The organism is Bacillus sp. BD59S (assembly GCF_007363175.1).
GTDB lineage: Bacteria > Bacillota > Bacilli > Bacillales > Bacillaceae_G > Bacillus_A > Bacillus_A pacificus.
In genome coordinates this window covers 4,210,488-4,232,611 of sequence record NZ_CP034686.1, presented here as the reverse complement: position 1 = coordinate 4,232,611, position 22,124 = coordinate 4,210,488, and the positions used below count along the sequence as shown (strand labels likewise).

The window sequence follows — 22,124 nt, the reverse complement described above, 5'->3', positions numbered from 1 at the left end:
GTGGAATGAATAAAAAAACTTGGAGTTTCCTCATTGTTACTGCATTGCTTATTGTTATGACATCATTGTCAGCAATGAAAGGGAGTTTAGAAGTAGGTATTGTTGAACTTGTACAAGGGATATTTACAGGTGGAAATGAAGATGTTGAAGTCATTAAAGATTTACGTTTCCCGCGTATTATTATTGCGTTGTTCACTGGAGCGGCTCTCGCTGTTTCAGGTGTACTTTTTCAAGCTGTTATGAAAAATCCACTCGCTGATGCTGGGGTAATCGGTATATCTTCAGGAGCTAGTTTTATGACACTCGTTATTATTACGTTGTTCCCGCAATTCTTTTTCTGGACACCCGTATTCGCCTTTTTAGGTGGTGCGTTTGCATGTTATCTCGTTTATGCCTTTTCATGGAAGTCAGGGTTAAGTCCACTTCGCATTATTTTAGTTGGTATAGCTATTAATGCGATGTTCACTGGATTAAATGAATCGTTCATTACGATTTGCGGATATTTCATAAAGAGTATTAAGCAAACGACGACTTCTAATATAACGATGAAGACGTGGGGCGATGTAGAAATAATGGTTACGTATGGAACAATTGGTCTTATTCTTGCTCTGTTCGTAGGAGCTTGGTGTAACTTATTATCACTACAAGATAAGACTGCGAAAAACTTAGGCTTGCACGTGACGAGAGTTCGTCTTATTATCTCTGCTATTGCAGTACTTTTAGCGGCCGTATCAACAGCGATTGCAGGTGTTATTGCTTTCGTAGGATTACTTGTTCCGCATATTTCAAGACAACTAGTTGGTTCAGACCATAAAGTGTTGATTCCATTTTCTGCACTTGCAGGAGCGTTATTAATTTTGACGGCGGATACGATTGGAAGGTTAATTGTGCCACCTAATGAAATTCCAGCAGCAACCATTATGGCGGTCATTGGTGGGCCATTCTTAATATTCTTGCTTAGAAAGAGTGATAAAGTTCATGGAAATTAAAAATGTAACCTTTTCATACGATAATGTAACAAATCGTTTAAAGTCTGTTAGTAGTGAAATAGAAATTGGGAAAATTACAACAATCATTGGTCCGAATGGGTGCGGGAAATCAACATTACTTGGTGTTATGTCTAGAAATCATGCTCCTAATAGTGGGGAAGTAATACTTGATGGAAAAGCGATTAGTGAGTATAAACCGAAAGAGTTTGCTAGAAAGTTAGCTGTTGTCCATCAACAAAATGAGGCGCCAGCAGATATTACAGTGGAAAAACTAATAAGCTTTGGACGTATGCCATATAAAAATGTTTTTTCTTCGCAAACTGATGAAGATAGAGAAGCAATTGAGCGTGCACTAACATGTACGAATTTGCAAAGTAAGCGTGAAAAGCCAATTCATGCTTTATCGGGCGGAGAGAGACAGCGAGTTTGGATCGCGATGACATTAGCTCAAAGTACCCCAATGCTTTTCTTAGATGAACCGACAACATATTTAGATATTTATTATCAGCTAGAAATATTAGAGTTAGTGAAAGAGTTAAATGAAGTGTATGGATTAACGATTGTGATGGTACTACATGATATTAATCAAGCCATTCGTTATAGTGATCATATTATCGTTATGAAAGATGGGGAAATTGTTACGAAAGGTAATCCTAATGAGGTAATAACAGAAGAAATGGTTAAAGCAATATATGGTGTAGATGTCGTTGTAAAACAAGACGAAGATACAGGGTTATACATGGTACCTATGGGAATTTAAAGGCTGGGCATAATCCGTTTTGAGGTGATAATTTGAATAGTAAGAAAGAACGGAAAAAGAATTCTTTTTTTCAACGAATACTTACAATTGTATTTTTAGGAATCTTTTTCTATTCATTGTATGAATTGGGTGGGATTTTCATGGATTATTATGAAAATCGTAAAGTAATGGCTGAAGCGCAACATATTTATAAGAGAAGTCCAATGGAAGAAAAATCAGAAGATGGGGAAGTACGTAAACAGTTTCAAGCTCTCCAAAAAATTAACCCAGAAATAGTGGGATGGATTACGATGGATGATACACAAATCAATTATCCAATCGTTCAAGCGAAGGATAATGATTACTATTTATTTCGTAATTACAAAGGCGAGGATATGAGAGCGGGAAGTATTTTTATGGATTATCGTAATGATGTGAAATCTCAAAACCGAAATACTATTTTATATGGTCATCGTATGAAGGACGGTTCTATGTTTGGAAGTTTAAAAAAGATGTTGGATGAAGATTTCTTCATGTCCCATCGTAAATTGTATTACGATACATTATTTGAAGGATACGACGTTGAAGTTTTTTCAGTATATACGACAACGACGGACTTTTATTACATTGAAACGGATTTTGAAAGCGATGCAGCGTATACAGCGTTCTTAAAGCAAATTCAACATAAATCCCTTTACAAAACGGATACGAAATTGACGGCTAATGATGAAATTATAACACTTTCTACATGTGACTATGCACTTGATCCAGAAGCAGGAAGATTAGTCGTACATGCGAAACTAGTAAAAAGACAGTAAAAAAAGTATAGAATATAAGAAGTGGTTACGTTTCTCATATTCTATACTTTAAAAAAGAAATATGTTTACTGTGCTGCAGCCATCGGCATACGTACAACTTTTACATCATAGTAAGAGATTTTATTGTCGAGAATATAATCGGGCATTCCACCTTGATGTGAGTGAGCATCTTTAAATGCTGAGCTCTTCGTCCAACCTTGGAAATCTTCTTTTGCATTCCAGCGTGTGCTAATGGTTACCTCGTCATAATCAACTGTATTTTGCGTTAGAAGAACTTCTAATCCTAAAAATCCTGGCATTGTTTCGACTTGACCTACTTTATTAAAACGATCAATTAATTTATGTCCATTTCCCTTTGTAATTTTAGCTGTATTTGTAACAATAATCATATTTATTCCTCCTATAAGTTGTAGCCTTTATTTTCGAGAACTCATATACATTAAATGATAATGAAAATCATTATCATTGTCAATGGTAAATATGAAATATATAAGTATTTTTTCTATTATGTTGGACAGTAAGATTTCCATTTCAAAATGTAGTAAATAGGTGGCGGTTAAGCGAGAGAATGAGTGAGTTGTACTAGCAAAGCAATAATATGGTATAGTGAAACGAGGCTGTTTTTTCAGCCTCGTTTTTCAAATGCTTCCTATAGAGAAAGCATGCAAATGGAAAGGAAGTTTTTATATGCGATCAGAAGTAACTGTAAAAATAAAACCGAAATTTATAAAAGAAATTAAAAGTGGATACCCGCTTATTTTAAAAGATGCGATTCAAAATTTAAATGATGTTCAGGAAGAAGGAACAATCATCAAAGTGGTAGATGAGAAAAACCACTTTGTCGGAAAAGGTTATTATGGAAAACAAAATAAAGGATACGGCTGGATTTTAACGAGAAAAGAGAGTGAACAAATTAATCAATCTTTCTTTGAAAGTAAAATTAAATCTGCCTTACATAAACGAAAGCAATTTTACAAATCAAGTGATACGACAGCATTCCGCGCCCTAAACGGTGAAGGTGATGGGCTTGGAGGCTTAATCATCGATTATTATGACGGCTATTATGTAGTGAGCTGGTATAGTGAAGGGATTTATACTTTCAGAGATGAGATTATAGCAGCTCTTCAAAAAGTAGCAAACTTTAAAGGTATTTATGAGAAGAAGCGTTTTGATACGAAAGGGAAATATATTGAAGGCGATGATTTCGTAGCAGGAGAGCGCGGTGAGTTCCCGCTTATCGTAAAAGAGAATGGTGTGAACTTCGCTGTTTATTTAAATGACGGAGCGATGGTTGGGGTATTTTTAGATCAGCGTAACGTGCGAAAACAAATTCGTGATAAATATGCAAAGGGAAGAACAGTGTTAAATATGTTCTCTTATACAGGTGCCTTTTCTGTATTTGCAGCGCTTGGTGGAGCGAGCAAAACGACGAGTGTCGACCTTGCAAATCGTAGCTTAAGTAAAACGATTGAGCAGTTTAGTGTAAATGAAATTGATTATGAAGCGCAAGATATTATTGTAGAAGATGTATTTCTGTACTTCAAATATGCAGCGAAGAAAAAGATGAAATTTGATATGGTTGTATTAGATCCTCCAAGCTTTGCGCGTTCAAAAAAATATACATTTAGTGCAGCGAAAGATTATAAAAACTTATTAAAAGAAACAATTGCCATTACAGAAAATAACGGAATTATCGTTGCTTCTACAAATTGTAGCGCATTCGATATGAAAAAGTTTAAAGGCTTTATCGATACAGCATTTAAAGAAATGAATGGCAAATATAAAATATTAGAAGAACATTCTTTACCAGAAGATTTCCGTACCATTGATCAATTTAAAGAAGGAGACTATTTAAAAGTAGTTTTCATTGAGAAAATTAAAGGGTAATAAAAAAAGGAGCTCGAGTTTAGTTGAGCTCCTTTTTTTATTGAACGATATTTTGTACTCTGCCGACTTGCCCGTCTTGTAAGCGCACTTTAATGCCATGCGGATGAGAAGGGGAGTTTGTTAAAATATCTTTTACAATGCCACGTGTTAATTTGCCTGTGCGTTGATCTTGTTTTAATACAATATCAACTTCAAGGCCGGGTACGATATTAGAACGTTTTTGTCCGTTCATTTATACACCTGTACGTCTACGTTGGTTGTTTGTTTTCTTCGTTTGTTGGTTTTGTAGTTTTTTTGTTTCTTGGCTTTGGTTTTTTGTATTTTGACCATTACCGTTACCTTGCTTTTTCTTTGCAAGTTGTTCACGCATTAAATCAGCTAAGCTTACTTTTTTGTTTTCTGACATGATAAGTCTCCTTTATATAAAGTTAATTATGAACTATCGTAGTAAATTTCATCATATCATTGTTATGGAAGGAAGGGAAGTTGGTTTGAAAATTCATATAATTGTTTCCAGTCTGTAGTAGTTACGATACAATTAAAATGTTAATGTTTGTAAAAAAGGGGATAGACATATGTCACATCATATTTTATTAGTGGAAGATGATATTTCAATTCAAGAGATGGTGGAAAAGTATTTAATAAAAGAGGGCTTTCAAGTTACAATCGCGTCTGATGGAGAGGAAGGCGTGAACACATATTTAAAAGGTTCATTTGATTTGATCATCCTCGACATTATGATGCCGAAGTTAGACGGATTAGAAGTTGTGCGCATTATTCGCGAGAAGAGTGCAGTACCGATTTTAATGATGTCGGCAAAAGATACAGATGTTGATAAAGCTGTTGGATTAGGACTAGGAGCAGATGATTACATTTGTAAGCCGTTTTCTATGATTGAATTAGCTGCCCGTGTAAAAGCAGGTATTCGGCGGTCTACGAAATATTCAGCTACAGAAACAACAGAAAAGATGATTCAAATTGGTGATTTAACAATCGATCCAATTAATTTTACTGTGGAAAAAAACGGGAAGCCTCTCAAGCTTACTTTAAAAGAATTTGAGATTTTAAAACTGTTTGTAAAGAATCAAAATCGTGTATTTACAAAAGCACAAATATATACGCTAGTTTGGAACGAAGAGTATTACGGTGACGATAACGTTATTAATGTCCATATGAGAAGATTGCGTGAGAAAATCGAAAGTGATCCATCTAATCCAGAATACATTAAAACGTTATGGGGTATCGGTTATAAGCTGGAAGTGATGTAATATGGTCAATTTATTAATAGGTATTATTTTTATATTGTTATGTGTCATTTATATACAATATAAAATGAGGAAAAATAGTAGCAAAAATTTGCGATACACATATGAAAAATTAGAAAGTATTGTTAATGAAAAAACAGGCGAGAAGTTACTCGTTATGACAGATGATCTAGAATTGCAAAAGTTGTTAGTGGCAATTAATCAATTGTTAGATGCGAAACAGAAAACGAATGCAGATCATGCGAAAGTAGAAATTTCGATGAGAAAAATGCTTTCAAATATTTCACATGACTTGAAAACACCATTAACAGTTATTCTTGGATATACAGAAATGTTAAATAAGGATAAAACGATAAATAAAGAAGAACAACAAATATTACTTGAAAAGGTGCATGTGAAAACACTAGAAGTAATGGAATTGATTCATAAGTTTTTTGATTTAGCAAAACTAGAATCTGGTGACAAGGCAATCGAGATGACAAAAGTAAATATGAATGAAGTTTGCCGTGAGAAAATTTTATCTTTTTATGATTTAGTGACGACGAAAGGTTTTCATGTTCATATTAATATACCAGAAAAAAATATATATGCACTTGGAAATGTAGAAGTATTAGGTAGAGTATTGAATAATTTAATATCAAATGCAATTACATATGGAGATGATGGAAAGACACTCGGTATGACGTTAAGAGATGATGAAACGAATGTGTATATAGACGTATGGGATACAGGAAAAGGAATTGATGAATCTCATATTGATAAAGTGTTTGAGCGTATGTACACACTTGAAGATTCCAGAAATAGATTGTACCAAGGAAGCGGTCTAGGTTTAACGATTACGAAAAGGCTTGTAGAAGCGATGGACGGAGAAATACATCTTTTTAGTAAGCCGTATGAAAAAACAATTTTTACAATTGTATTAACAAAGATGCAGTTTTAGCTTGTAGAGAAGTAGATTCTACAAGCTTTTTTTCAGCGTAAGGAATTTGTAAGGAACGGGTAAGAAAAAAGAGATTTCTGTTGTCTATTATAGAAGTATAAAGTAGTACGAAAGGAGAAAACGACATGACATATATATTAAAAACGAATCAGTTAACGAAAGTGTTTAAAGGGAAAGAAGTTATTTCTAGCGTTAACATGCATGTGAAAAAAGGAGAGATATACGGTTTCTTAGGACCAAACGGTGCTGGTAAAACAACGATTATGAAAATGATTACAAATTTAATAAAACCGACGAGCGGTGATATTGAAATTTTCGGTGAGAAGTTAACGGATACATCTTATGAAGTATTAAAGCGCATGGGGACAATTATCGAATATCCAATCTTTTATGATAAATTAACGGCGAAAGAAAATTTAGAATTACATTGTGAATATATGGGCTATTACGATAAAAACGCAATTGACCATGCTTTACATTTAGTGAAGCTGCAAGGGATAGATAATAAAAAAGTAAAAGATTTTTCATTAGGTATGAAGCAACGACTTGGTATTGCAAGGGCGATCATGACAAAGCCAGAACTACTTATTTTAGATGAGCCAATTAACGGTTTAGATCCAATTGGTATTAAAGAATTAAGAGACTTATTTAAAATGCTTTGCAAAGAATATGGCATTACATTATTAGTTTCTAGTCATATTTTAGGTGAGATGGAACTAATGGCGGATACAATTGGTGTAATTCAAAATGGAAAACTAATAAAAGAAGTTTCAATGAAGAGTATCAATGGAAAACAAACAGAGTACATTGAAATTACTGTTCCTGATGTGAAGCGTGCAGCTTATATTTTAGAAGATAAACTCGGCATAAAAAATTATAAAATAATGAGCGGAAATATGATTCGTGTGTATGATACAGCAGTGTCTCAGCAAGCCATTTCAAAAGCGCTTATTATGAACGATGTGGAAATTGAAAGTATGAATAAGAAACATAGTTCCTTAGAGGAATATTTCTTAAATGTAATGGATGGAGAAGGCATTCATGCTTAATGGATTGTTAGTGAATCTAGTAAGTGGATTGATCGTAATGTTCATAAGTGCGATTTTATATTATAGAAAACCTGATCGGAAATGGTTGTTAATTTTACTAGTGATTGGAATGTTAAGCGTAGTTACGGCTGGAATTAGAATGTTAGCAGTGTAGAGAAAGTTATATAAAGAATGGAGGCGTGGTTTATATGTTTAAATTAATGAAGCTCGAATGGAAGAAACATCAATTATCTAGTTACTTTAAAAGTGTAGCAATTTGTATTATAGCAATTTTCGCTGTAGTGAGCCTTATGGCATGGGGAATGAAAGCCGAGGAAGACATGCTATTCTCTGACTTCACACAGAACATGGCTTTAGCAAATATTTTTATTAGAATAACATTCATTATTTTTAGTTCGGTCATTTTATCACGTTTAGTAATTGATGAGTATAAGAATAAAACGATGCAACTATCATTTATGTATCCGCTGCAAAGGAAAATGTTAATGAGTGCGAAATTAACAATTGTTTTTTGTTTTTGTTTTGTGAGCACGATTATCGCTACTTTCATTATTAGTTTGCTCGTATATTTTGTGAGTCCAATGATGGGACTGATTGAAACACCTGCTACGATAGGCGAAATAATAGCTACCGTTCCAACTACTGTTATAAGTGCATTTATGATATCTGGTATAAGCTTAATTCCTTTGTTTTTTGGAATGAGAAAGAAATCGACACCGACAACGATAACTTCGGCAGTAATAATTGGTATGCTGATTAGTGGTAACGTTGGTGCTGGAAACGGTCAAGTAAGTATGTTTGATTTTATAGCTATTCCAATCGTGCTCTGTTTATTAGGAATTTTCATTAGTTATCTATCATTTCGTAAAATCGACAAGATCGATGTGGCGTGAAGCGAGCCTAAAACAAAAATGAACTGGGGTATAAATGGTGAAAAAAATAATAGTAATTGCAATATTATTCATTACAATTGCTAGTGCGGTTTTGGGTTTTAAGGTATTTCAGGGGAAAGATTTTAAGAAAGAAAAGTCTTTTGAGATAAATCATATAAAAGAAATAGAAGTAGACAATGAAAACTGGGATATTGAATTTAAAAGTACAGACGCTAATAAAATAGTAATTTCCGCTCAAGGTGAACAAGTAGATAAAGAGATAGATCCCGTCAAAATAGAAAATGACGAAAATAAAATTGTGATTAAGCAAAAACAAAAGGCGACCAGATTTTTTAATGGTTTCACGTTTAGGAAGAAAAATAGTATATGTATAGCTATTCCGAAGAAAGAAATAGATAAAATTGTATTAAATAATAAATCAGGAGATGTGAAAATAAGCGATATAGTAGTAAAAAATATCGTGACGAAAGGCAAATCAGGAGATGAAATGATTACAGGACTATCGGCAGAGAAGGGTGAATTCACATCCGAAAGTGGAGATTTAATGTTAAAAGATAGCTCATTACAAGAAGTAAATATAACGTCTACTACTGGCGATAATTATGTGAAAAATGTAAAAAACGAAAATATGATTATCACTTCAACGTCTGGGGAAGTCCTACTAAAAGATATGACAGAAGGAAAATCATTATTTATAGAAACAAAGTCAGGAGATATTGGCGTAAGATATAAAGGTGTTCCAGCTTCATTGAAACTTACGGCTAAAAGTAATTCGTCTGACGTAATGATAGATTTAAAAGGACTTAAGAAAGATAAAAATACAGAAAAGATAAAAGCAGGAACCATCGGTGATGCAAAAAACAAAGTGGAGATTTTAAGTAAAACAGGGGTAATTTATATCGATTAAAATTTAAATGAAAGGAGGACTAGTATGCTACGTCTTATGAAGCTAGAAATGAAGAAGTTTAAGCTTGGATGGTATGTAAGGGGAGCGAGTATTGCAAATATCGCTATACTGGTATTACTGATCTTTACGAGCATCGTTTCTCAAATAGAAGGCGATCCAGAAATAAGAGATCCACAGATGGTTTTGTTAATGGCTAGTACATTAGTAAGAGCAACATTTATTATTTTTGGTAGTGTGTTAATCGCAAGGTTAATAATTGGTGAATATAAAAACAAAACAATACTACTTATGTTTTCTTATCCTATTAATCGGAAGAAAATGATGATTAGTAAGTTGGTTATTACAGCAACATTAACATTTATAACAGTTATTGTATCTAACATTTTAGTAGTAGGAATTTTCTTTGGGATAGATAGTTATTTTTCAATTCTTCCTAATTCATTCACAGTAGATCAATTGGTGCAAGAAGGAATAAAACTGGTTCCTTTAGCCATTGCAACTGCGGGAATAAGTTTAATCCCTCTATATTTCGGAATGCGTAAACGTTCAGTGCCAACTACAATTGTTTCATCCCTTATCGTTGTATCAATTGCAATGAATAGCAACCCGGCGTTTTCTACGGCAACTTTTCTTCCCCTTCAACTAGCACTCGCAGCAATTGGAGTGGTGATTGCATATTACGGCATTAAAAATATAGAGAGGGAAGATGTAACAGTCTGAAAAAAATAAATAAAAAAAGAATTGGCGTTACACCAACTCTTTTTTGTATATGTATGCTTCGTTACTACTCTTTAAATTTGGAGTGTTTACTTAAATACGCTTGTACTCCTGGAGAAATATTAAAGTTATTAGGACTTTTATATTCGATAGTAAACTCTCCGTCTTTATTTGTTTCAAAGGCGATTGCATAGCTATTCATTTTAGCGTCGTAAGAAGTGTTTTTGACTTCTGCATCTAGATTAAAATATTTTGTAATATACTCTTTTGATTCCGTAATTGCTGCTTGTTTTCCCCAAGGGGTACCATAATAGGTGAAATAAAGAGATACACTAATAACTCCAATAATAGAAGTTAATAAAATAGTTCCCAGAGCTATTTTTTTATTCTTTGTATTCAATTTGGTTACTCCTCTTCATAGTATCTATTCATTTTAACCTATCTTTTCCATAAAACAACCATTTAGAAAAAATAGTTTCACATGAAACAAGTTACAGAAAAAGACAAGATGTGTAAACACCTTGTCTTTTTCTGTAGTTACATTTTAGGTGCTTCCATTCCAGCTGCAGCCCATTCTTCTTTTGCAGGACCATATACGCCAGGAACTGTTAAGCCAGCCTGGCGCATTAAAACTGTCATTTGTCCGCGATGGTGATTTTGATGATTGATAAGTGTCATTAAAAATATAGAATTTGGCATAGGGCGGCCAAAGAAGTCATTAATAGTAGTTAAGTCTTTATCGGTCCATTCATTTTGAAGTGTTTCAACAAAAGCCGCGTTTACTTTACGGTATTCATCTGCAATTGTTTTTGCAGAGGTTGGAACAGGATAATCTTTCGTTTCTCCTTCAAACTTTAGCCCTGTGCCAGATAGTATAACAGGAATTGCCGTCACGATATGCCAAGCGACTCTTCCTAACGTCCAGTGCCCAGGTGCGATTTCTTGTGACAAAGATTCATCTGTTAGTACATCGAGCATTTTTTGAGTAGACTCAGTCTCGTATGTCCATGATTGCAAGAATCCTTCAATAGTTTGGTACATTGTTATCCCTCCTAGTTATGTTCATAGATTACATTCGTGAAAAAAAGATAGTTTCCTTTTGGCCTATAAGAACGAATAAAAAAGAAGACTTCTAACAAGGAGGGCACTGAAAAACGCCACTTCATAAGAAAAAGGATCCGATAACCTACTATATTACAGTTGAGGGATCCTTTTTCATTTCAATATATTGATAAAATACGTGTTATTTTTCAAAGTAACCACTTTTTCAGTGGCCTCCTAACAAGAAGCCTCTTTTTTTATTGACTTTCTTCCCACTCTTCCTCATCAACTATAAGAAATAAGGTGCTCCAAGTACGAGAACATCAAGCTGTTTTATTAAGAAAAAGAATTTCGTTTGAGTAAGAAGGCAAAAGTACAAGCAAAAGGGGTAAGAATCGCATGTAATAATTATTAGAATGTACGGAGTAAAGTTATTCTGGGTTATTTGATAGGTGTTTTTTATTTGTTGCTTATACTTAAAAGATTGAATTTGAAGGAAGGGATCAACATGTCTTCATGGCACAATAATATAAATGGGTATTGTGAGTGTAATAATCAAAATGGTGTACATGTTGATTCGTGTTGTTTTAGTTGCGATGGGACAGTACCTAAGCTAGGCCCAACCGGTCCGACGGGAGCAACCGGAGCAACCGGAGCAACTGGTCCGACGGGAGCAACAGGAGCAACAGGTCCAACTGGGGCGACAGGAATAACAGGAGCAACAGGCCCAACCGGAGTGACAGGAATAACGGGATCAACGGGATCAACCGGTCCAACGGGAGCGACAGGAATAACAGGAGCAACAGGTCCAACCGGGGCGACAGGAATAACGGGATCAACGGGTCCAACGGGAGCGACAGGAATAACAGGAGCAACCGGTCCAACCGGGGCGACAGGAATAACGGGATCAACGGGTCCAACGGGAGCGACAGGAATAACGGGATCAACGGGTCGAATAACAGGAGCAACAGGCCCAACCGGAGTGACAGGAATAACGGGATCAACAGGTCCAACCGGGGCGACAGGAATAACGGGATCAACGGGTCCAACGGGAGCGACAGGATCAACAGGTCCAACCGGGGCGACAGGAATAACAGGATCAACAGGTCCAACCGGGGCGACAGGAATAACAGGATCAACAGGTCCAACCGGGGCGACAGGAATAACGGGATCAACGGGTCCAACGGGAGCGACAGGATCAACAGGTCCAACAGGTCCAACCGGAGCGACAGGATCAACGGGATCAACAGGTCCAACAGGTCCAACGGGGGCAACCGGAGCTACAGGTACAAGTATCACGGCGACGTATGCATTTGCAAATAATACGTCGGGAACAGCGATATCGGTAGTTCTTGGTGGAACGAATGTCCCGCTTCCAAATAATCAAAACATCGGTCCAGGAATTACTGTTTCTGGTGGGAACACAGTATTTACGGTTGCAAATGCTGGGAATTATTATATTTCATATACAATTAATATAACGGCTTCATTATTAGTCAGTTCACGGATTACAATTAATGGAGGGGCACTTGCTGGGACGATCAATGCTCCTGCGGTAGCAACCACATCATTTAGTGCAACAATTATTACAACTCTTGCAGCAGGAGATGCTATTAGTTTGCAACTATTTGGTTTATTAGCTGTTGCAACACTATCAACAACTACACCAGGAGCTGTGTTAACGATAATAAGATTAAGCTAAATAATAACTCTCTTACTTTTTTAGATTAGGAGAGTTTATACATATAATAAGAAGTTAATGAAGTAAAGCATAGTTATACAAAAGTCAGAATATTATGATTGTAACGTTATGGTGACTATAATATAATGAAAACAACCTCATGAATGAACATTCATTTATTTTTTATGTATTTGAAGGGGGAATGAAGGTGGAAAAACCATGGTTGAAAAGTTACCCAGAGGAAATTCCAAGTACGATTTCTTATGATATTCAGCCGCTTCATAAATATGTAGAACAGATGGCTTCTCGCTATCCAGAAAAGAAAGCGCTTCACTTTTTGGGGAAGGATATTACGTTTTCGGACTTCCATGATAAGGTGAAGAGGTTTGCAAATTATCTTCAAAAGCTCGGTGTGGAAAAGGGTGATCGAGTGGCTATTATGTTGCCGAATTGTCCGCAAGCTGTAATTGGTTATTACGGTACATTACTTGCAGGAGGTATCGTAGTACAAACAAATCCACTATATACAGAAAGAGAATTAGAATATCAGCTTCATGATTCGGGAGCAAAAGTAATTCTTTGCCTCGATTTAGTATTTCCAAGAGTGACGAATGTTCAATCGGCTACAAAAATTGAGCATATTATCGTAACGCGTATTGCGGACTTTTTACCCTTCCCTAAAAATCTATTGTATCCATTTGTGCAGAAAAAACAGTCGAATTTAGTTGTGAAAGTATCAGAGAGTGAAACGATTCATCTTTGGAATTCAGTAGAAAAAGAAGTGAATACGGATGTTGAAGTGCCTTGTGATCCTGAAAATGATCTAGCGCTTTTACAGTACACAGGAGGAACAACCGGATTTCCGAAAGGCGTTATGTTAACGCATAAAAACCTCGTTTCTAACACTTTGATGGGAGTTCAATGGTTATATAATTGCAAAGAAGGAGAAGAAGTCGTTCTTGGGGTTCTTCCATTTTTCCACGTGTACGGCATGACGGCTGTCATGAATTTAAGTATTATGCAAGGATACAAAATGGTTCTTATTCCAAAATTTGATATGAAAATGGTTTTTGAAGCGATTAAGAAGCATAAAGTGACATTATTTCCAGGGGCACCAACTATTTATATCGCTCTTTTAAATAGCCCGCTTTTAAAAGAATACGATATATCTTCTATTCGTGCTTGTATTAGTGGATCAGCACCACTGCCAGTAGAAGTACAGGAAAAGTTCGAAACAGTTACAGGGGGCAAACTAGTAGAGGGATATGGTTTAACAGAATCATCTCCAGTTACACATAGTAATTTTTTATGGGAAAAGCGAGTGCCAGGTAGTATTGGAGTTCCGTGGCCAGATACAGAAGCAATGATTATGTCGCTTGAAACTGGTGAGGCATTGCCATCGGGAGAAATCGGTGAAATTGTAGTAAAAGGTCCTCAAATTATGAAAGGGTATTGGAATAAGCCAGAAGAAACAGCAGCTGTACTGCAAGATGGATGGCTCCATACAGGGGACGTTGGCTACATGGATGAAGATGGCTTTTTCTATGTGAAAGATCGTAAGAAAGATATGATTGTTGCGAGTGGATTTAATGTGTATCCTCGTGAAGTAGAAGAAGTATTATATGAGCATGAAAAAGTGCAAGAAGTAGTGACGATTGGAGTTCCCGATCCATACCGAGGAGAGACAGTTAAAGCGTTTGTTGTGTTAAAAGAAGGTACGGAGTGTTCTGAGGAAGAATTAAATCAGTTTGCTCGTAAATATTTAGCGGCCTATAAAGTGCCGAAAGTATATGAGTTTAGAGATGAACTGCCGAAAACGACAGTTGGAAAAATTTTACGCCGTGTCCTAATTGATGAAGAGAAAAGAAAGAATGAGGATGAGCAAACGGGCTAAGGCCCTTTCTTTTTGAAAAAATAGGATTGACACTTTTCTAAATAGTCAGTATTATAAGAATATGAATGACTATTCATTCAGTCATCTTCTTGAAGGGGACAGTAAAGTGAAGAAAAATAGACCGAAATACAATCAAATTATTGATGCGGCAGTCATTGTGATTGCGGAGAATGGGTACCACCAAGCTCAAGTTTCTAAAATAGCAAAGCAAGCTGGGGTAGCGGATGGCACGATTTATTTATATTTTAAAAATAAAGAAGATATATTAATATCCTTATTCCAAGAGAAGATGGGAGAATTTGTCGAAACAATTCGTCAAAAAACAGCAGGAATTGAAAGCGCTGTATCGAAGTTATTCATGTTGGTAGAAACGCACTTCTTGCTGTTGTCACAAAATGATCCTCTTGCTATCGTTACGCAATTAGAGCTAAGACAGTCCAATCAAGAATTACGCCTAAAAATAAATGAAGTATTAAAAGGCTACTTACAAGTTATGGATGAGATTTTAGAGACAGGTATAAAGCAAGGTGAATTCCAAGCGGATTTAAATGTTCGCGTGGCAAGACAAATGATCTTTGGAACAGTAGATGAAGTTGTGACCAATTGGGTAATGAGCGATCATAAGTATGATCTGGTCGCACTTTCAAAAACGGTACACGGGCTACTTATTGCAGCTTGTGGTTATCGTCAATAATGGGAGGGATCATGTTGAAATTCCTATCTGTAAGAGTTGAAGATCATATCGCGGTGGCTACGTTAAATCATGCGCCAGCTAACGCGATGTCTTCACAAGTTATGCATGACGTTACTGAATTAATTGATCAAGTGGAGAAGGATGATAACATTCGTGTTGTTGTTATTCACGGTGAAGGGCGCTTCTTCTCGGCGGGAGCAGATATTAAAGAATTTACATCTGTTACTGAAGCGAAACAAGCGACTGAATTAGCGCAGCTTGGACAAGTTACGTTTGAGCGCGTTGAAAAATGTTCAAAACCAGTTATCGCGGCAATTCATGGAGCGGCACTTGGCGGCGGCCTTGAGTTTGCTATGTCTTGCCACATGCGCTTTGCAACTGAAAGTGCAAAACTTGGTTTACCTGAATTAACACTTGGATTAATTCCTGGATTTGCAGGTACACAGCGATTACCGCGTTATGTTGGGAAAGCGAAAGCTTGTGAAATGATGTTAACAAGTACACCGATTACTGGTGCAGAAGCATTAAAATGGGGACTAGTTAACGGAGTTTTTGCTGAAGAAACATTTTTAGATGATACGCTTAAAGTTGCAAAACAGATTGCTGGAAAAAGCCCAGCGACGACTCGTGCTGTACTAGAGTTATTGCAAACAACGAAATCGTCTCATTATTATGAAGGTGTACAACGCGAAGCTCAAATCTTTGGTGAAGTATTTACGAGTGAAGATGGAAGAGAAGGTGTAGCAGCGTTTTTAGAAAAACGTAAGCCTTCATTTAGCGGCAGGTAGTTCAATTATTTTTTTAATATAAATTAACAGAAAATTAGAATTGATAGAATCTTTCTGAAAAACAAGGGGGTAAATGGAATGAACATCTACGTACTCATGAAACGAACATTTGATACAGAAGAAAAAATCGTAATTAAAAACGGTGCAATTTACGATGGCGAAGCGGAATTCATCATCAACCCTTACGATGAATATGCAATTGAAGAAGCAATTCAAGTAAGAGACGCACAAGGCGGAGAAGTTACTGTTGTAACAGTCGGTGGCGAAGATAGTGAGAAAGAACTTCGTACGGCGTTAGCGATGGGCTGTGATAAAGCGGTATTAATTAATATTGAAGATGATGTAGAGAATGGTGACCAGTTTACGACAGCAAAAGTGCTTGCTGAATATTTAAAAGATAAAGATGCAGATTTAATTTTAGGCGGAAACGTTGCAATTGATGGTGCATCTGGACAAGTTGGTCCGCGTGTAGCTGAAGCGTTAAATATTCCGTATGTAACGACAATTACAAAACTTGCAATTGACGGTAAAAACGTGAAGATTGAGCGTGATGTTGAAGGCGATACAGAAGTGATTGAAACTTCATTGCCAGTTTTAGTAACAGCACAGCAAGGTTTAAATGAACCACGTTATCCATCGCTTCCAGGTATTATGAAAGCGAAGAAAAAGCCACTAGAAGAATTAGAATTAGATGATTTAGATTTAGAAGAAGATGATGTGGAAGCAAAGACAAAAACAATTGAAATCTATTTGCCTCCTAAGAAAGATGCAGGAAAAGTGTTACAAGGCGAGCTGCAAGACCAAGTAAAAGAACTTGTATCGTTGCTCCATACAGAAGCGAAAGTAATCTAATAAAATACGAAATTATATATGCAGGAGGGAAAATCTATGGCTCGTAAAGTATTAGTAATGGGTGAAGTTCGTGATGGATCGCTACGTAACGTTTCATTTGAAGCGGTAGCAGCAGCAAAAACAATTGCAGAAGGCGGTGAAGTAGTAGGTCTTCTAGTTGGAGACAGCGTTGCCTCTTTTGCAAATGAATTGATTCATTACGGTGCAGATCGCGTTGTGACAGTTGAAAATGATAAATTAAAATCATATACATCTGATGGGTATGCACAAGCATTTTTAGCTGTATATGCTGAAGAAAATCCAGAAGGTATTGTATTTGGACATACAGCACTTGGTAAAGATTTATCACCAAAATTAGCAGCGAAGCTTGAAGCTGGTCTAGTTTCTGACGTAACTGCTTTAGAAGTTGAAGGTGGAAATGTTATCTTCACTCGCCCGATTTACTCTGGTAAAGCGTTTGAGAAGAAGATTGTAACAGACGGCATCTTATTTGCGACAGTGCGTCCAAATAACATCGCAACGCTTGAAAAAGATGAGTCTCGCAGTGGTGACGTGTCTTCTATTACAGTAGATGTGAAAGACTTACGTACAATCATTCAAGATGTCGTCCGTAAGACGGCAGAGGGCGTTGATCTTTCTGAAGCAAAAGTTATTATCGCTGGCGGACGCGGTGTGAAGAGTGAAGAAGGATTCAAGCCATTAAAAGAGTTAGCTGGCGTATTAGGCGGCGCTGTTGGAGCATCTCGTGGTGCTTGTGACGCTGAGTATTGCGATTACTCATTACAAATTGGTCAAACTGGTAAAGTTGTTACGCCAGACTTATACATTGCATGTGGTATTTCTGGTGCGATTCAGCATTTAGCTGGTATGTCTAACTCAAAAATAATCGTTGCGATCAATAAAGACCCAGAAGCAAGTATCTTCAAAGTAGCTGACTACGGTATTGTTGGCGATCTATTTGAAGTCGTACCTCTTTTAACAGAAGAGTTTAAAAAGTTAAAAGTACATTCATGATTTGAGTACCCTTGAGTTCCAAGTGAAGTACCCCTATATATAGAAAAAGGTGAGAGATCCCCTGTCTCTCATCTTTTTAGTATGTAATCCGTATTTTTATATAGTATAAAGGAACACTTTTTTGTTACAATACATAACGATACATATTATTCGCCACGTATATAAGTTAATGATATACTCTTGGTAGAATATACTTGAAGGAGGAAATAAAATGGCAATTGTAAACGCAAATGACCAAAGCTTCGCAGCTGAAACTAGCGAAGGTGTTGTATTATTAGATTTCTGGGCACCTTGGTGTGGACCTTGTAAAATGATTGCTCCTGTATTAGAGGAAATTGATGCAGAACTAGGCGAAAAAGTAAAAGTAGTAAAAGTAGACGTGGATGAAAATCAAGAAACTGCTCGTCAATTCGAAGTAATGAGCATTCCAGCTCTTTTCGTATTAAAAGACGGTAAAGTAGTTGATCAAGCGTTAGGTTACAAACCGAAAGAAGCGTTAGTAGAATTAGTTTCTAAACACTTCTAAAATAAAAGGGCTACCATTTGGTAGCTTTTTTTATTTTCCTTTTTTACGCCTTTCCGTTACAATAAAAGAACGTATGTTGGGTGTTTTGGCATAGTATGTTTTCATATGAAGATAAAAATGCTAAGCATGTAGAAATGGAGGGTAACGAGTGCACGAACATTTAAAAGAAAAATTGGCTATTTTACCAGATCAACCTGGTTGTTATTTAATGAAAGATAAGCAAGGAACGGTTATATATGTTGGAAAGGCAAAAGTGCTTAAAAATCGTGTGCGCTCGTACTTTACTGGTTCGCATGACGGGAAAACACTTCGGCTAGTAGGAGAAATTGTAGATTTTGAATATATTGTAACCTCCTCAAATCTAGAGGCTCTCATTTTAGAGTTGAACTTAATAAAAAAGCATGATCCAAAATATAACATTCAATTAAAAGATGATAAAACATATCCTTTTATTAAAATTACAGCTGAGAAACAACCACGATTACTTATTACGCGAAATGTAAAAAAGGATAAGGGAAAGTATTTTGGCCCTTATCCGAATGCACAATCAGCTCATGAAACGAAAAAACTGCTAGATCGTATGTATCCGCTTCGTAAGTGCTCAAATATGCCCGATAAAGTTTGTTTATATTATCATATGGGTCAATGTTTAGCACCTTGTGTGAAAGAAGTGACGGAAGAACAAAACAAAGAAATTGTAGATGAAATTATTAAGTTTTTAAATGGTGGGCATAAAGAAGTTCGTTCAGAATTAGAAACAAAAATGTATGAAGCCTCAGAGAAACTAGAGTTTGAACGTGCAAAAGAGTTACGTGATCAAATCGCTCATATTGATGCGATTATGGAAAAACAAAAGATGATTATGAGTGATTTAGTGGATCGTGATGTGTTTGGGTATGCAGTTGATAAAGGGTGGATGTGTGTTCAAGTTTTCTTCGTTCGAAAAGGAAAGCTAATCGAACGTGATGTTTCTATGTTTCCAATCTACGACGAACCAGAAGAGGGATTTTTAACGTTTATCGGTCAATTTTATGAAAACAGTAGTCATTTTAAACCGAAGGAAATCGTCGTTCCAGGAAGTATCGATTCGGAATTAGTAGAGCGCTTTTTAGAAGTAGAAGCGACACAGCCGAAACGCGGTAAGAAAAAAGATCTTGTAGAACTGGCAAATAAAAATGCGAAAATTGCCCTGGAAGAGAAATTCTATTTAATTGAACGTGATGAAGAGCGAACGATTAAAGCGGTAGAGAATTTAGGGAAGCAGCTTGGAATTGAAACGCCTTATCGTATTGAAGCGTTTGATAACTCAAATATTCAAGGTACAAATCCTGTTTCTGCAATGATTGCTTTTATTGATGGGAAACCAGCTAAGAAAGAATACAGGAAATATAAAATTAAAACGGTTCAAGGGCCAGATGATTATGAGTCTATGAGGGAAGTTGTGAGACGTCGTTATACAAGGGCACTGAAAGAGAACTTACCTTTACCAGATTTAATCATTATTGATGGCGGAAAAGGCCATCTGGCGGCTGCAAGTGATATTCTAGAAAATGAGCTCGGTTTATATATTCCGATGGCAGGTCTTGTAAAAGATGACAAACATAAAACATCCCATTTAATTATTGGGGATCCACCTGAACCTGTGATGCTTGAGAGAAATAGCCAAGAATTTTATTTATTGCAGCGCATTCAAGATGAAGTGCATCGATTTGCAATTACATTCCATCGTCAATTACACGGGAAATCAGTCATTCAATCGGCATTAGATGATATTCCTGGAATTGGAGATAAACGAAAAAAGATATTGTTAAAACATTTCGGATCGCTAAAAAAGATGAAAGAGGCTTCTGTAACAGAATTTGTCGAAGCAGGTATGCCGAAAAATGTCGCAGAGACGATTTATACGTATTTAGCGGATAAGAAGACGTTGTAGTTTACAACGTCTTCTATTTTTTGGTATAATTTCTGAAGATTTAAAATAAATTCAAATGAATGAAAATGCAAAAAGTCAACTAAACTGATATGTCTAGTTGACTGTGGGTAGTGCTACACTTCAATGAGATCTTTTATATCCCATTTTACAAGAAATGTAATAGAGTCTGAACGTTTTTTCTTTTCTTCGTAGGACTCAGCAACGACGTTTCGTTGCTTTTGAATTTGTTCAGCGATGAACCCAGCTTCTAATTGATAAGAAGAATGTCTTTTTTGTTTTTGACGTTCAGCGATGAGTGTGCCTTTAAGTTGGAACTGCATTTCACGACGCTTATGTTCAATAATGCTTAAAGTGCCCCAGCCAGCTTTTTCAAAGAACTGAATGACTTCTTCAATTGTTTCTAGTGGATATTTTCTTGCAAGGTTTCTACCGGACCAGTATAAAATACCATCTAGATCGTTACCGATTAAATCAGGTAGTAATTCTTCACGTAGCAATTCGTAAGCGAAGGCGTTCAATGAAACATCTTCTAAAGATGTTGTATCGATTGTATTTTTACTCACAATATTCCCCTCTTTCTATAGGGATTATTATATAACATTTCTCATTTATAAAAACAGATTTTTCTTTGAGAAAATCTGAATATATAAGAAGAAAAAAAGAATTGGCAAATTATATGCAAATTATGTATACGTTTTCTTGACGCTTCGACAAAAATAGGAGTAAAATGAACTTGGTATCAAATTATGCTGAAATATTTCGAATAATTTTTTCAGTTTTTCTTATGCCAATAGTGAAAAAACATTATTGCCATAAACTAATCTGAAAACAGCAGTCAATCATTCAAGGGGGGTAATGGGGACATGAAAGGCCGCGAGTATACGTTTCGTAAGTGGCACTCATTAATGGGGGTCATCCCGGTTGGTGTCTTTTTGACGCAACATTTAATTGTAAACAACTTTGCAACACGAGGAGCAGAGGCTTTTAACAAAGCTGCAGGCTTTATGGAGCTCCTTCCATTCCGGTATGCGCTAGAAATTTTCATTATCTTTTTACCAATACTGTACCATGCTATATATGGCTTATATATTGCATTTACAGCTAAGAACAATGCGGTTTCTTACGGTTATTTCCGTAACTGGATGTTCGTCTTCCAAAGAATTTCAGGTATCGTTACACTGATTTTCATTTCTTGGCACGTCTGGGAAACTCGTATTCAAGCAATGTTAGGTAAAGAGGTAAACTATGATATGATGGCAGATATTTTAAACAATCCAGCTATGTTTGCATTCTACTTAGTTGGTGTTGTTTCAACAATTTTCCACTTTGCAAATGGACTATGGACATTCTGCATCAGCTGGGGAATTACAGTATCTCCACGTTCACAAAGAATCTCTACTTATGTAACATTAGCTATTTTCTTAGGTCTATCTTATGTAGGTGTGAGTGCATTATTAGCGTTCATCGATCCACAGCTAGCAAACCAGTAAGGAGTGG

The 22,124-nt window shown here is 36.1% G+C and carries 26 protein-coding genes; 20 read left to right on the top strand and 6 right to left on the bottom strand.

Annotated elements, in window-relative coordinates; translation table 11 throughout:
• Positions 1-5: 5 nt before the first annotated feature.
• The 3 genes from EKQ63_RS24210 to srtB are packed head-to-tail and all read left to right on the top strand — an operon-like array spanning position 6 to position 2,546.
• Positions 6-989 carry a FecCD family ABC transporter permease gene (locus tag EKQ63_RS24210; RefSeq protein ID WP_001036835.1) on the top strand — a complete coding sequence of 328 codons (984 nt, stop codon included), beginning with the start codon at positions 6-8 and terminating at the stop codon, positions 987-989.
• A complete protein-coding gene (locus EKQ63_RS24205) occupies positions 979-1,749 on the top strand; it encodes an ABC transporter ATP-binding protein (protein ID WP_000403753.1) in 771 nt (256 codons plus the stop codon). Before EKQ63_RS24210 ends, EKQ63_RS24205 begins: the two co-directional genes overlap by 11 nt.
• Positions 1,750-1,781: 32 nt before the next feature.
• Positions 1,782-2,546 (top strand): class B sortase, encoded by a 765-nt coding sequence (srtB, locus tag EKQ63_RS24200; protein WP_087954153.1) that lies wholly within the window; start codon positions 1,782-1,784, stop codon positions 2,544-2,546.
• Between the two features lie 65 nt (positions 2,547-2,611).
• Here srtB and isdG read toward each other — a convergent pair whose 3' ends face one another.
• Positions 2,612-2,935: a heme oxygenase gene (gene isdG, locus EKQ63_RS24195; RefSeq protein WP_087996694.1), complete on the bottom strand. Its 324-nt coding sequence runs from the start codon at positions 2,933-2,935 to the stop codon at positions 2,612-2,614.
• Between the two features lie 298 nt (positions 2,936-3,233).
• Between isdG and EKQ63_RS24190 the strand changes: the two genes are divergently transcribed.
• A complete protein-coding gene (locus EKQ63_RS24190; RefSeq protein WP_001255955.1) occupies positions 3,234-4,433 on the top strand; it encodes a class I SAM-dependent rRNA methyltransferase in 1,200 nt (399 codons plus the stop codon).
• A gap of 37 nt (positions 4,434-4,470) precedes the next feature.
• Here the strand turns inward: EKQ63_RS24190 and EKQ63_RS24185 are convergent, their stop codons facing one another.
• Complete coding sequence (locus tag EKQ63_RS24185) at positions 4,471-4,665, bottom strand: YwbE family protein (RefSeq protein ID WP_048544297.1); 195 nt, start codon at positions 4,663-4,665, stop codon at positions 4,471-4,473.
• Positions 4,666-4,839, bottom strand: a complete 174-nt coding sequence (locus tag EKQ63_RS30035; protein ID WP_001293581.1) for a hypothetical protein — start codon at positions 4,837-4,839, stop codon at positions 4,666-4,668.
• 169 nt (positions 4,840-5,008) lie between these two features.
• Here EKQ63_RS30035 and EKQ63_RS24180 point away from each other — a divergent pair, with 169 nt between their 5' ends.
• From EKQ63_RS24180 to EKQ63_RS24155, 7 genes are all read left to right on the top strand, one after another.
• Complete coding sequence (locus EKQ63_RS24180; RefSeq protein WP_087996698.1) at positions 5,009-5,701, top strand: response regulator transcription factor; 693 nt, start codon at positions 5,009-5,011, stop codon at positions 5,699-5,701.
• A 1-nt stretch (position 5,702) separates the two neighbouring features.
• Positions 5,703-6,638 (top strand): HAMP domain-containing histidine kinase, encoded by a 936-nt coding sequence (locus EKQ63_RS24175; protein WP_087954156.1) that lies wholly within the window; start codon positions 5,703-5,705, stop codon positions 6,636-6,638.
• Between the two features lie 125 nt (positions 6,639-6,763).
• Positions 6,764-7,687: an ABC transporter ATP-binding protein gene (locus tag EKQ63_RS24170; protein ID WP_087954157.1), complete on the top strand. Its 924-nt coding sequence runs from the start codon at positions 6,764-6,766 to the stop codon at positions 7,685-7,687.
• Entirely contained in the window at positions 7,680-7,841 is a 162-nt protein-coding gene (locus tag EKQ63_RS30030) for a hypothetical protein (protein ID WP_176364547.1), read from the top strand. Before EKQ63_RS24170 ends, EKQ63_RS30030 begins: the two co-directional genes overlap by 8 nt.
• A gap of 34 nt (positions 7,842-7,875) precedes the next feature.
• Entirely contained in the window at positions 7,876-8,580 is a 705-nt protein-coding gene (locus EKQ63_RS24165; protein ID WP_087954159.1) for an ABC transporter permease, read from the top strand.
• A 34-nt stretch (positions 8,581-8,614) separates the two neighbouring features.
• Complete coding sequence (locus EKQ63_RS24160) at positions 8,615-9,487, top strand: DUF4097 family beta strand repeat-containing protein (protein WP_140168707.1); 873 nt, start codon at positions 8,615-8,617, stop codon at positions 9,485-9,487.
• Positions 9,488-9,511: 24 nt separating this feature from the next.
• A complete protein-coding gene (locus EKQ63_RS24155; RefSeq protein ID WP_087954161.1) occupies positions 9,512-10,207 on the top strand; it encodes an ABC transporter permease in 696 nt (231 codons plus the stop codon).
• Positions 10,208-10,271: 64 nt separating this feature from the next.
• Here EKQ63_RS24155 and EKQ63_RS24150 read toward each other — a convergent pair whose 3' ends face one another.
• Both EKQ63_RS24150 and EKQ63_RS24145 read right to left on the bottom strand, forming a co-directional pair.
• A complete protein-coding gene (locus EKQ63_RS24150; RefSeq protein ID WP_143881581.1) occupies positions 10,272-10,604 on the bottom strand; it encodes a YfjL-like protein in 333 nt (110 codons plus the stop codon).
• Positions 10,605-10,741: 137 nt separating this feature from the next.
• Complete coding sequence (locus EKQ63_RS24145; RefSeq protein WP_143881580.1) at positions 10,742-11,245, bottom strand: DinB family protein; 504 nt, start codon at positions 11,243-11,245, stop codon at positions 10,742-10,744.
• A gap of 508 nt (positions 11,246-11,753) precedes the next feature.
• Here EKQ63_RS24145 and EKQ63_RS24140 point away from each other — a divergent pair.
• The 8 genes from EKQ63_RS24140 to uvrC all read left to right on the top strand — a co-directional run bounded on the left by EKQ63_RS24140 (position 11,754) and on the right by uvrC (position 20,627).
• On the top strand, positions 11,754-12,947 hold the full coding sequence (locus EKQ63_RS24140; protein WP_143881579.1) for a BclA C-terminal domain-containing protein: 1,194 nt from the start codon (positions 11,754-11,756) through the stop codon (positions 12,945-12,947).
• A 187-nt stretch (positions 12,948-13,134) separates the two neighbouring features.
• Positions 13,135-14,820 carry a long-chain-fatty-acid--CoA ligase gene (locus tag EKQ63_RS24135; RefSeq protein WP_143881578.1) on the top strand — a complete coding sequence of 562 codons (1,686 nt, stop codon included), beginning with the start codon at positions 13,135-13,137 and terminating at the stop codon, positions 14,818-14,820.
• A 61-nt stretch (positions 14,821-14,881) separates the two neighbouring features.
• Complete coding sequence (locus EKQ63_RS24130; protein WP_140168709.1) at positions 14,882-15,514, top strand: fatty acid metabolism transcriptional regulator FadR; 633 nt, start codon at positions 14,882-14,884, stop codon at positions 15,512-15,514.
• 11 nt (positions 15,515-15,525) lie between these two features.
• Complete coding sequence (locus EKQ63_RS24125) at positions 15,526-16,302, top strand: enoyl-CoA hydratase (RefSeq protein ID WP_000911295.1); 777 nt, start codon at positions 15,526-15,528, stop codon at positions 16,300-16,302.
• 78 nt (positions 16,303-16,380) lie between these two features.
• On the top strand, positions 16,381-17,154 hold the full coding sequence (etfB, locus tag EKQ63_RS24120; RefSeq protein WP_001029026.1) for an electron transfer flavoprotein subunit beta: 774 nt from the start codon (positions 16,381-16,383) through the stop codon (positions 17,152-17,154).
• 36 nt (positions 17,155-17,190) lie between these two features.
• Complete coding sequence (gene etfA, locus EKQ63_RS24115) at positions 17,191-18,168, top strand: electron transfer flavoprotein subunit alpha (protein ID WP_143881577.1); 978 nt, start codon at positions 17,191-17,193, stop codon at positions 18,166-18,168.
• A 211-nt stretch (positions 18,169-18,379) separates the two neighbouring features.
• The gene (gene trxA, locus EKQ63_RS24110) at positions 18,380-18,694 is read left to right on the top strand and encodes a thioredoxin (RefSeq protein WP_001018943.1); all 315 of its coding nucleotides are present in this window, start codon (positions 18,380-18,382) and stop codon (positions 18,692-18,694) included.
• Positions 18,695-18,842: 148 nt separating this feature from the next.
• Complete coding sequence (gene uvrC / locus EKQ63_RS24105) at positions 18,843-20,627, top strand: excinuclease ABC subunit C (protein ID WP_000544276.1); 1,785 nt, start codon at positions 18,843-18,845, stop codon at positions 20,625-20,627.
• Positions 20,628-20,740: 113 nt separating this feature from the next.
• Here uvrC and EKQ63_RS24100 read toward each other — a convergent pair whose 3' ends face one another.
• Positions 20,741-21,190: a YslB family protein gene (locus tag EKQ63_RS24100; RefSeq protein WP_000042224.1), complete on the bottom strand. Its 450-nt coding sequence runs from the start codon at positions 21,188-21,190 to the stop codon at positions 20,741-20,743.
• 300 nt (positions 21,191-21,490) lie between these two features.
• On the opposite strand from EKQ63_RS24100, the gene sdhC reads away from it, so the two are divergent.
• On the top strand, positions 21,491-22,117 hold the full coding sequence (sdhC, locus tag EKQ63_RS24095; protein ID WP_000678354.1) for a succinate dehydrogenase cytochrome B558: 627 nt from the start codon (positions 21,491-21,493) through the stop codon (positions 22,115-22,117).
• Positions 22,118-22,124 lie beyond the last annotated feature (7 nt).

What these genes read in the sequence shown, in the direction of transcription:
- isdG (WP_087996694.1), bottom strand. Translation starts at nt 2,935, where the DNA reads ATGATTATTGTTACAAATACAGCTAAAATTACAAAGGGAAATGGACAT.
- EKQ63_RS24205 (WP_000403753.1), top strand. Translation starts at nt 979, where the DNA reads ATGGAAATTAAAAATGTAACCTTTTCATACGATAATGTAACAAATCGT.
- trxA (WP_001018943.1), top strand. Translation starts at nt 18,380, where the DNA reads ATGGCAATTGTAAACGCAAATGACCAAAGCTTCGCAGCTGAAACTAGC.
- EKQ63_RS24185 (WP_048544297.1), bottom strand. Translation starts at nt 4,665, where the DNA reads ATGAACGGACAAAAACGTTCTAATATCGTACCCGGCCTTGAAGTTGAT.
- EKQ63_RS24125 (WP_000911295.1), top strand. Translation starts at nt 15,526, where the DNA reads ATGTTGAAATTCCTATCTGTAAGAGTTGAAGATCATATCGCGGTGGCT.
- EKQ63_RS24140 (WP_143881579.1), top strand. Translation starts at nt 11,754, where the DNA reads ATGTCTTCATGGCACAATAATATAAATGGGTATTGTGAGTGTAATAAT.
- EKQ63_RS24160 (WP_140168707.1), top strand. Translation starts at nt 8,615, where the DNA reads ATGGTGAAAAAAATAATAGTAATTGCAATATTATTCATTACAATTGCT.
- EKQ63_RS30030 (WP_176364547.1), top strand. Translation starts at nt 7,680, where the DNA reads ATGCTTAATGGATTGTTAGTGAATCTAGTAAGTGGATTGATCGTAATG.
- EKQ63_RS24130 (WP_140168709.1), top strand. Translation starts at nt 14,882, where the DNA reads ATGAATGACTATTCATTCAGTCATCTTCTTGAAGGGGACAGTAAAGTG.
- EKQ63_RS24145 (WP_143881580.1), bottom strand. Translation starts at nt 11,245, where the DNA reads ATGTACCAAACTATTGAAGGATTCTTGCAATCATGGACATACGAGACT.
- EKQ63_RS24175 (WP_087954156.1), top strand. Translation starts at nt 5,703, where the DNA reads ATGGTCAATTTATTAATAGGTATTATTTTTATATTGTTATGTGTCATT.
- etfB (WP_001029026.1), top strand. Translation starts at nt 16,381, where the DNA reads ATGAACATCTACGTACTCATGAAACGAACATTTGATACAGAAGAAAAA.
- EKQ63_RS24190 (WP_001255955.1), top strand. Translation starts at nt 3,234, where the DNA reads ATGCGATCAGAAGTAACTGTAAAAATAAAACCGAAATTTATAAAAGAA.
- sdhC (WP_000678354.1), top strand. Translation starts at nt 21,491, where the DNA reads ATGAAAGGCCGCGAGTATACGTTTCGTAAGTGGCACTCATTAATGGGG.
- EKQ63_RS24210 (WP_001036835.1), top strand. Translation starts at nt 6, where the DNA reads ATGAATAAAAAAACTTGGAGTTTCCTCATTGTTACTGCATTGCTTATT.
- EKQ63_RS24155 (WP_087954161.1), top strand. Translation starts at nt 9,512, where the DNA reads ATGCTACGTCTTATGAAGCTAGAAATGAAGAAGTTTAAGCTTGGATGG.
- EKQ63_RS24180 (WP_087996698.1), top strand. Translation starts at nt 5,009, where the DNA reads ATGTCACATCATATTTTATTAGTGGAAGATGATATTTCAATTCAAGAG.
- EKQ63_RS24170 (WP_087954157.1), top strand. Translation starts at nt 6,764, where the DNA reads ATGACATATATATTAAAAACGAATCAGTTAACGAAAGTGTTTAAAGGG.
- EKQ63_RS30035 (WP_001293581.1), bottom strand. Translation starts at nt 4,839, where the DNA reads ATGTCAGAAAACAAAAAAGTAAGCTTAGCTGATTTAATGCGTGAACAA.
- etfA (WP_143881577.1), top strand. Translation starts at nt 17,191, where the DNA reads ATGGCTCGTAAAGTATTAGTAATGGGTGAAGTTCGTGATGGATCGCTA.
- EKQ63_RS24165 (WP_087954159.1), top strand. Translation starts at nt 7,876, where the DNA reads ATGTTTAAATTAATGAAGCTCGAATGGAAGAAACATCAATTATCTAGT.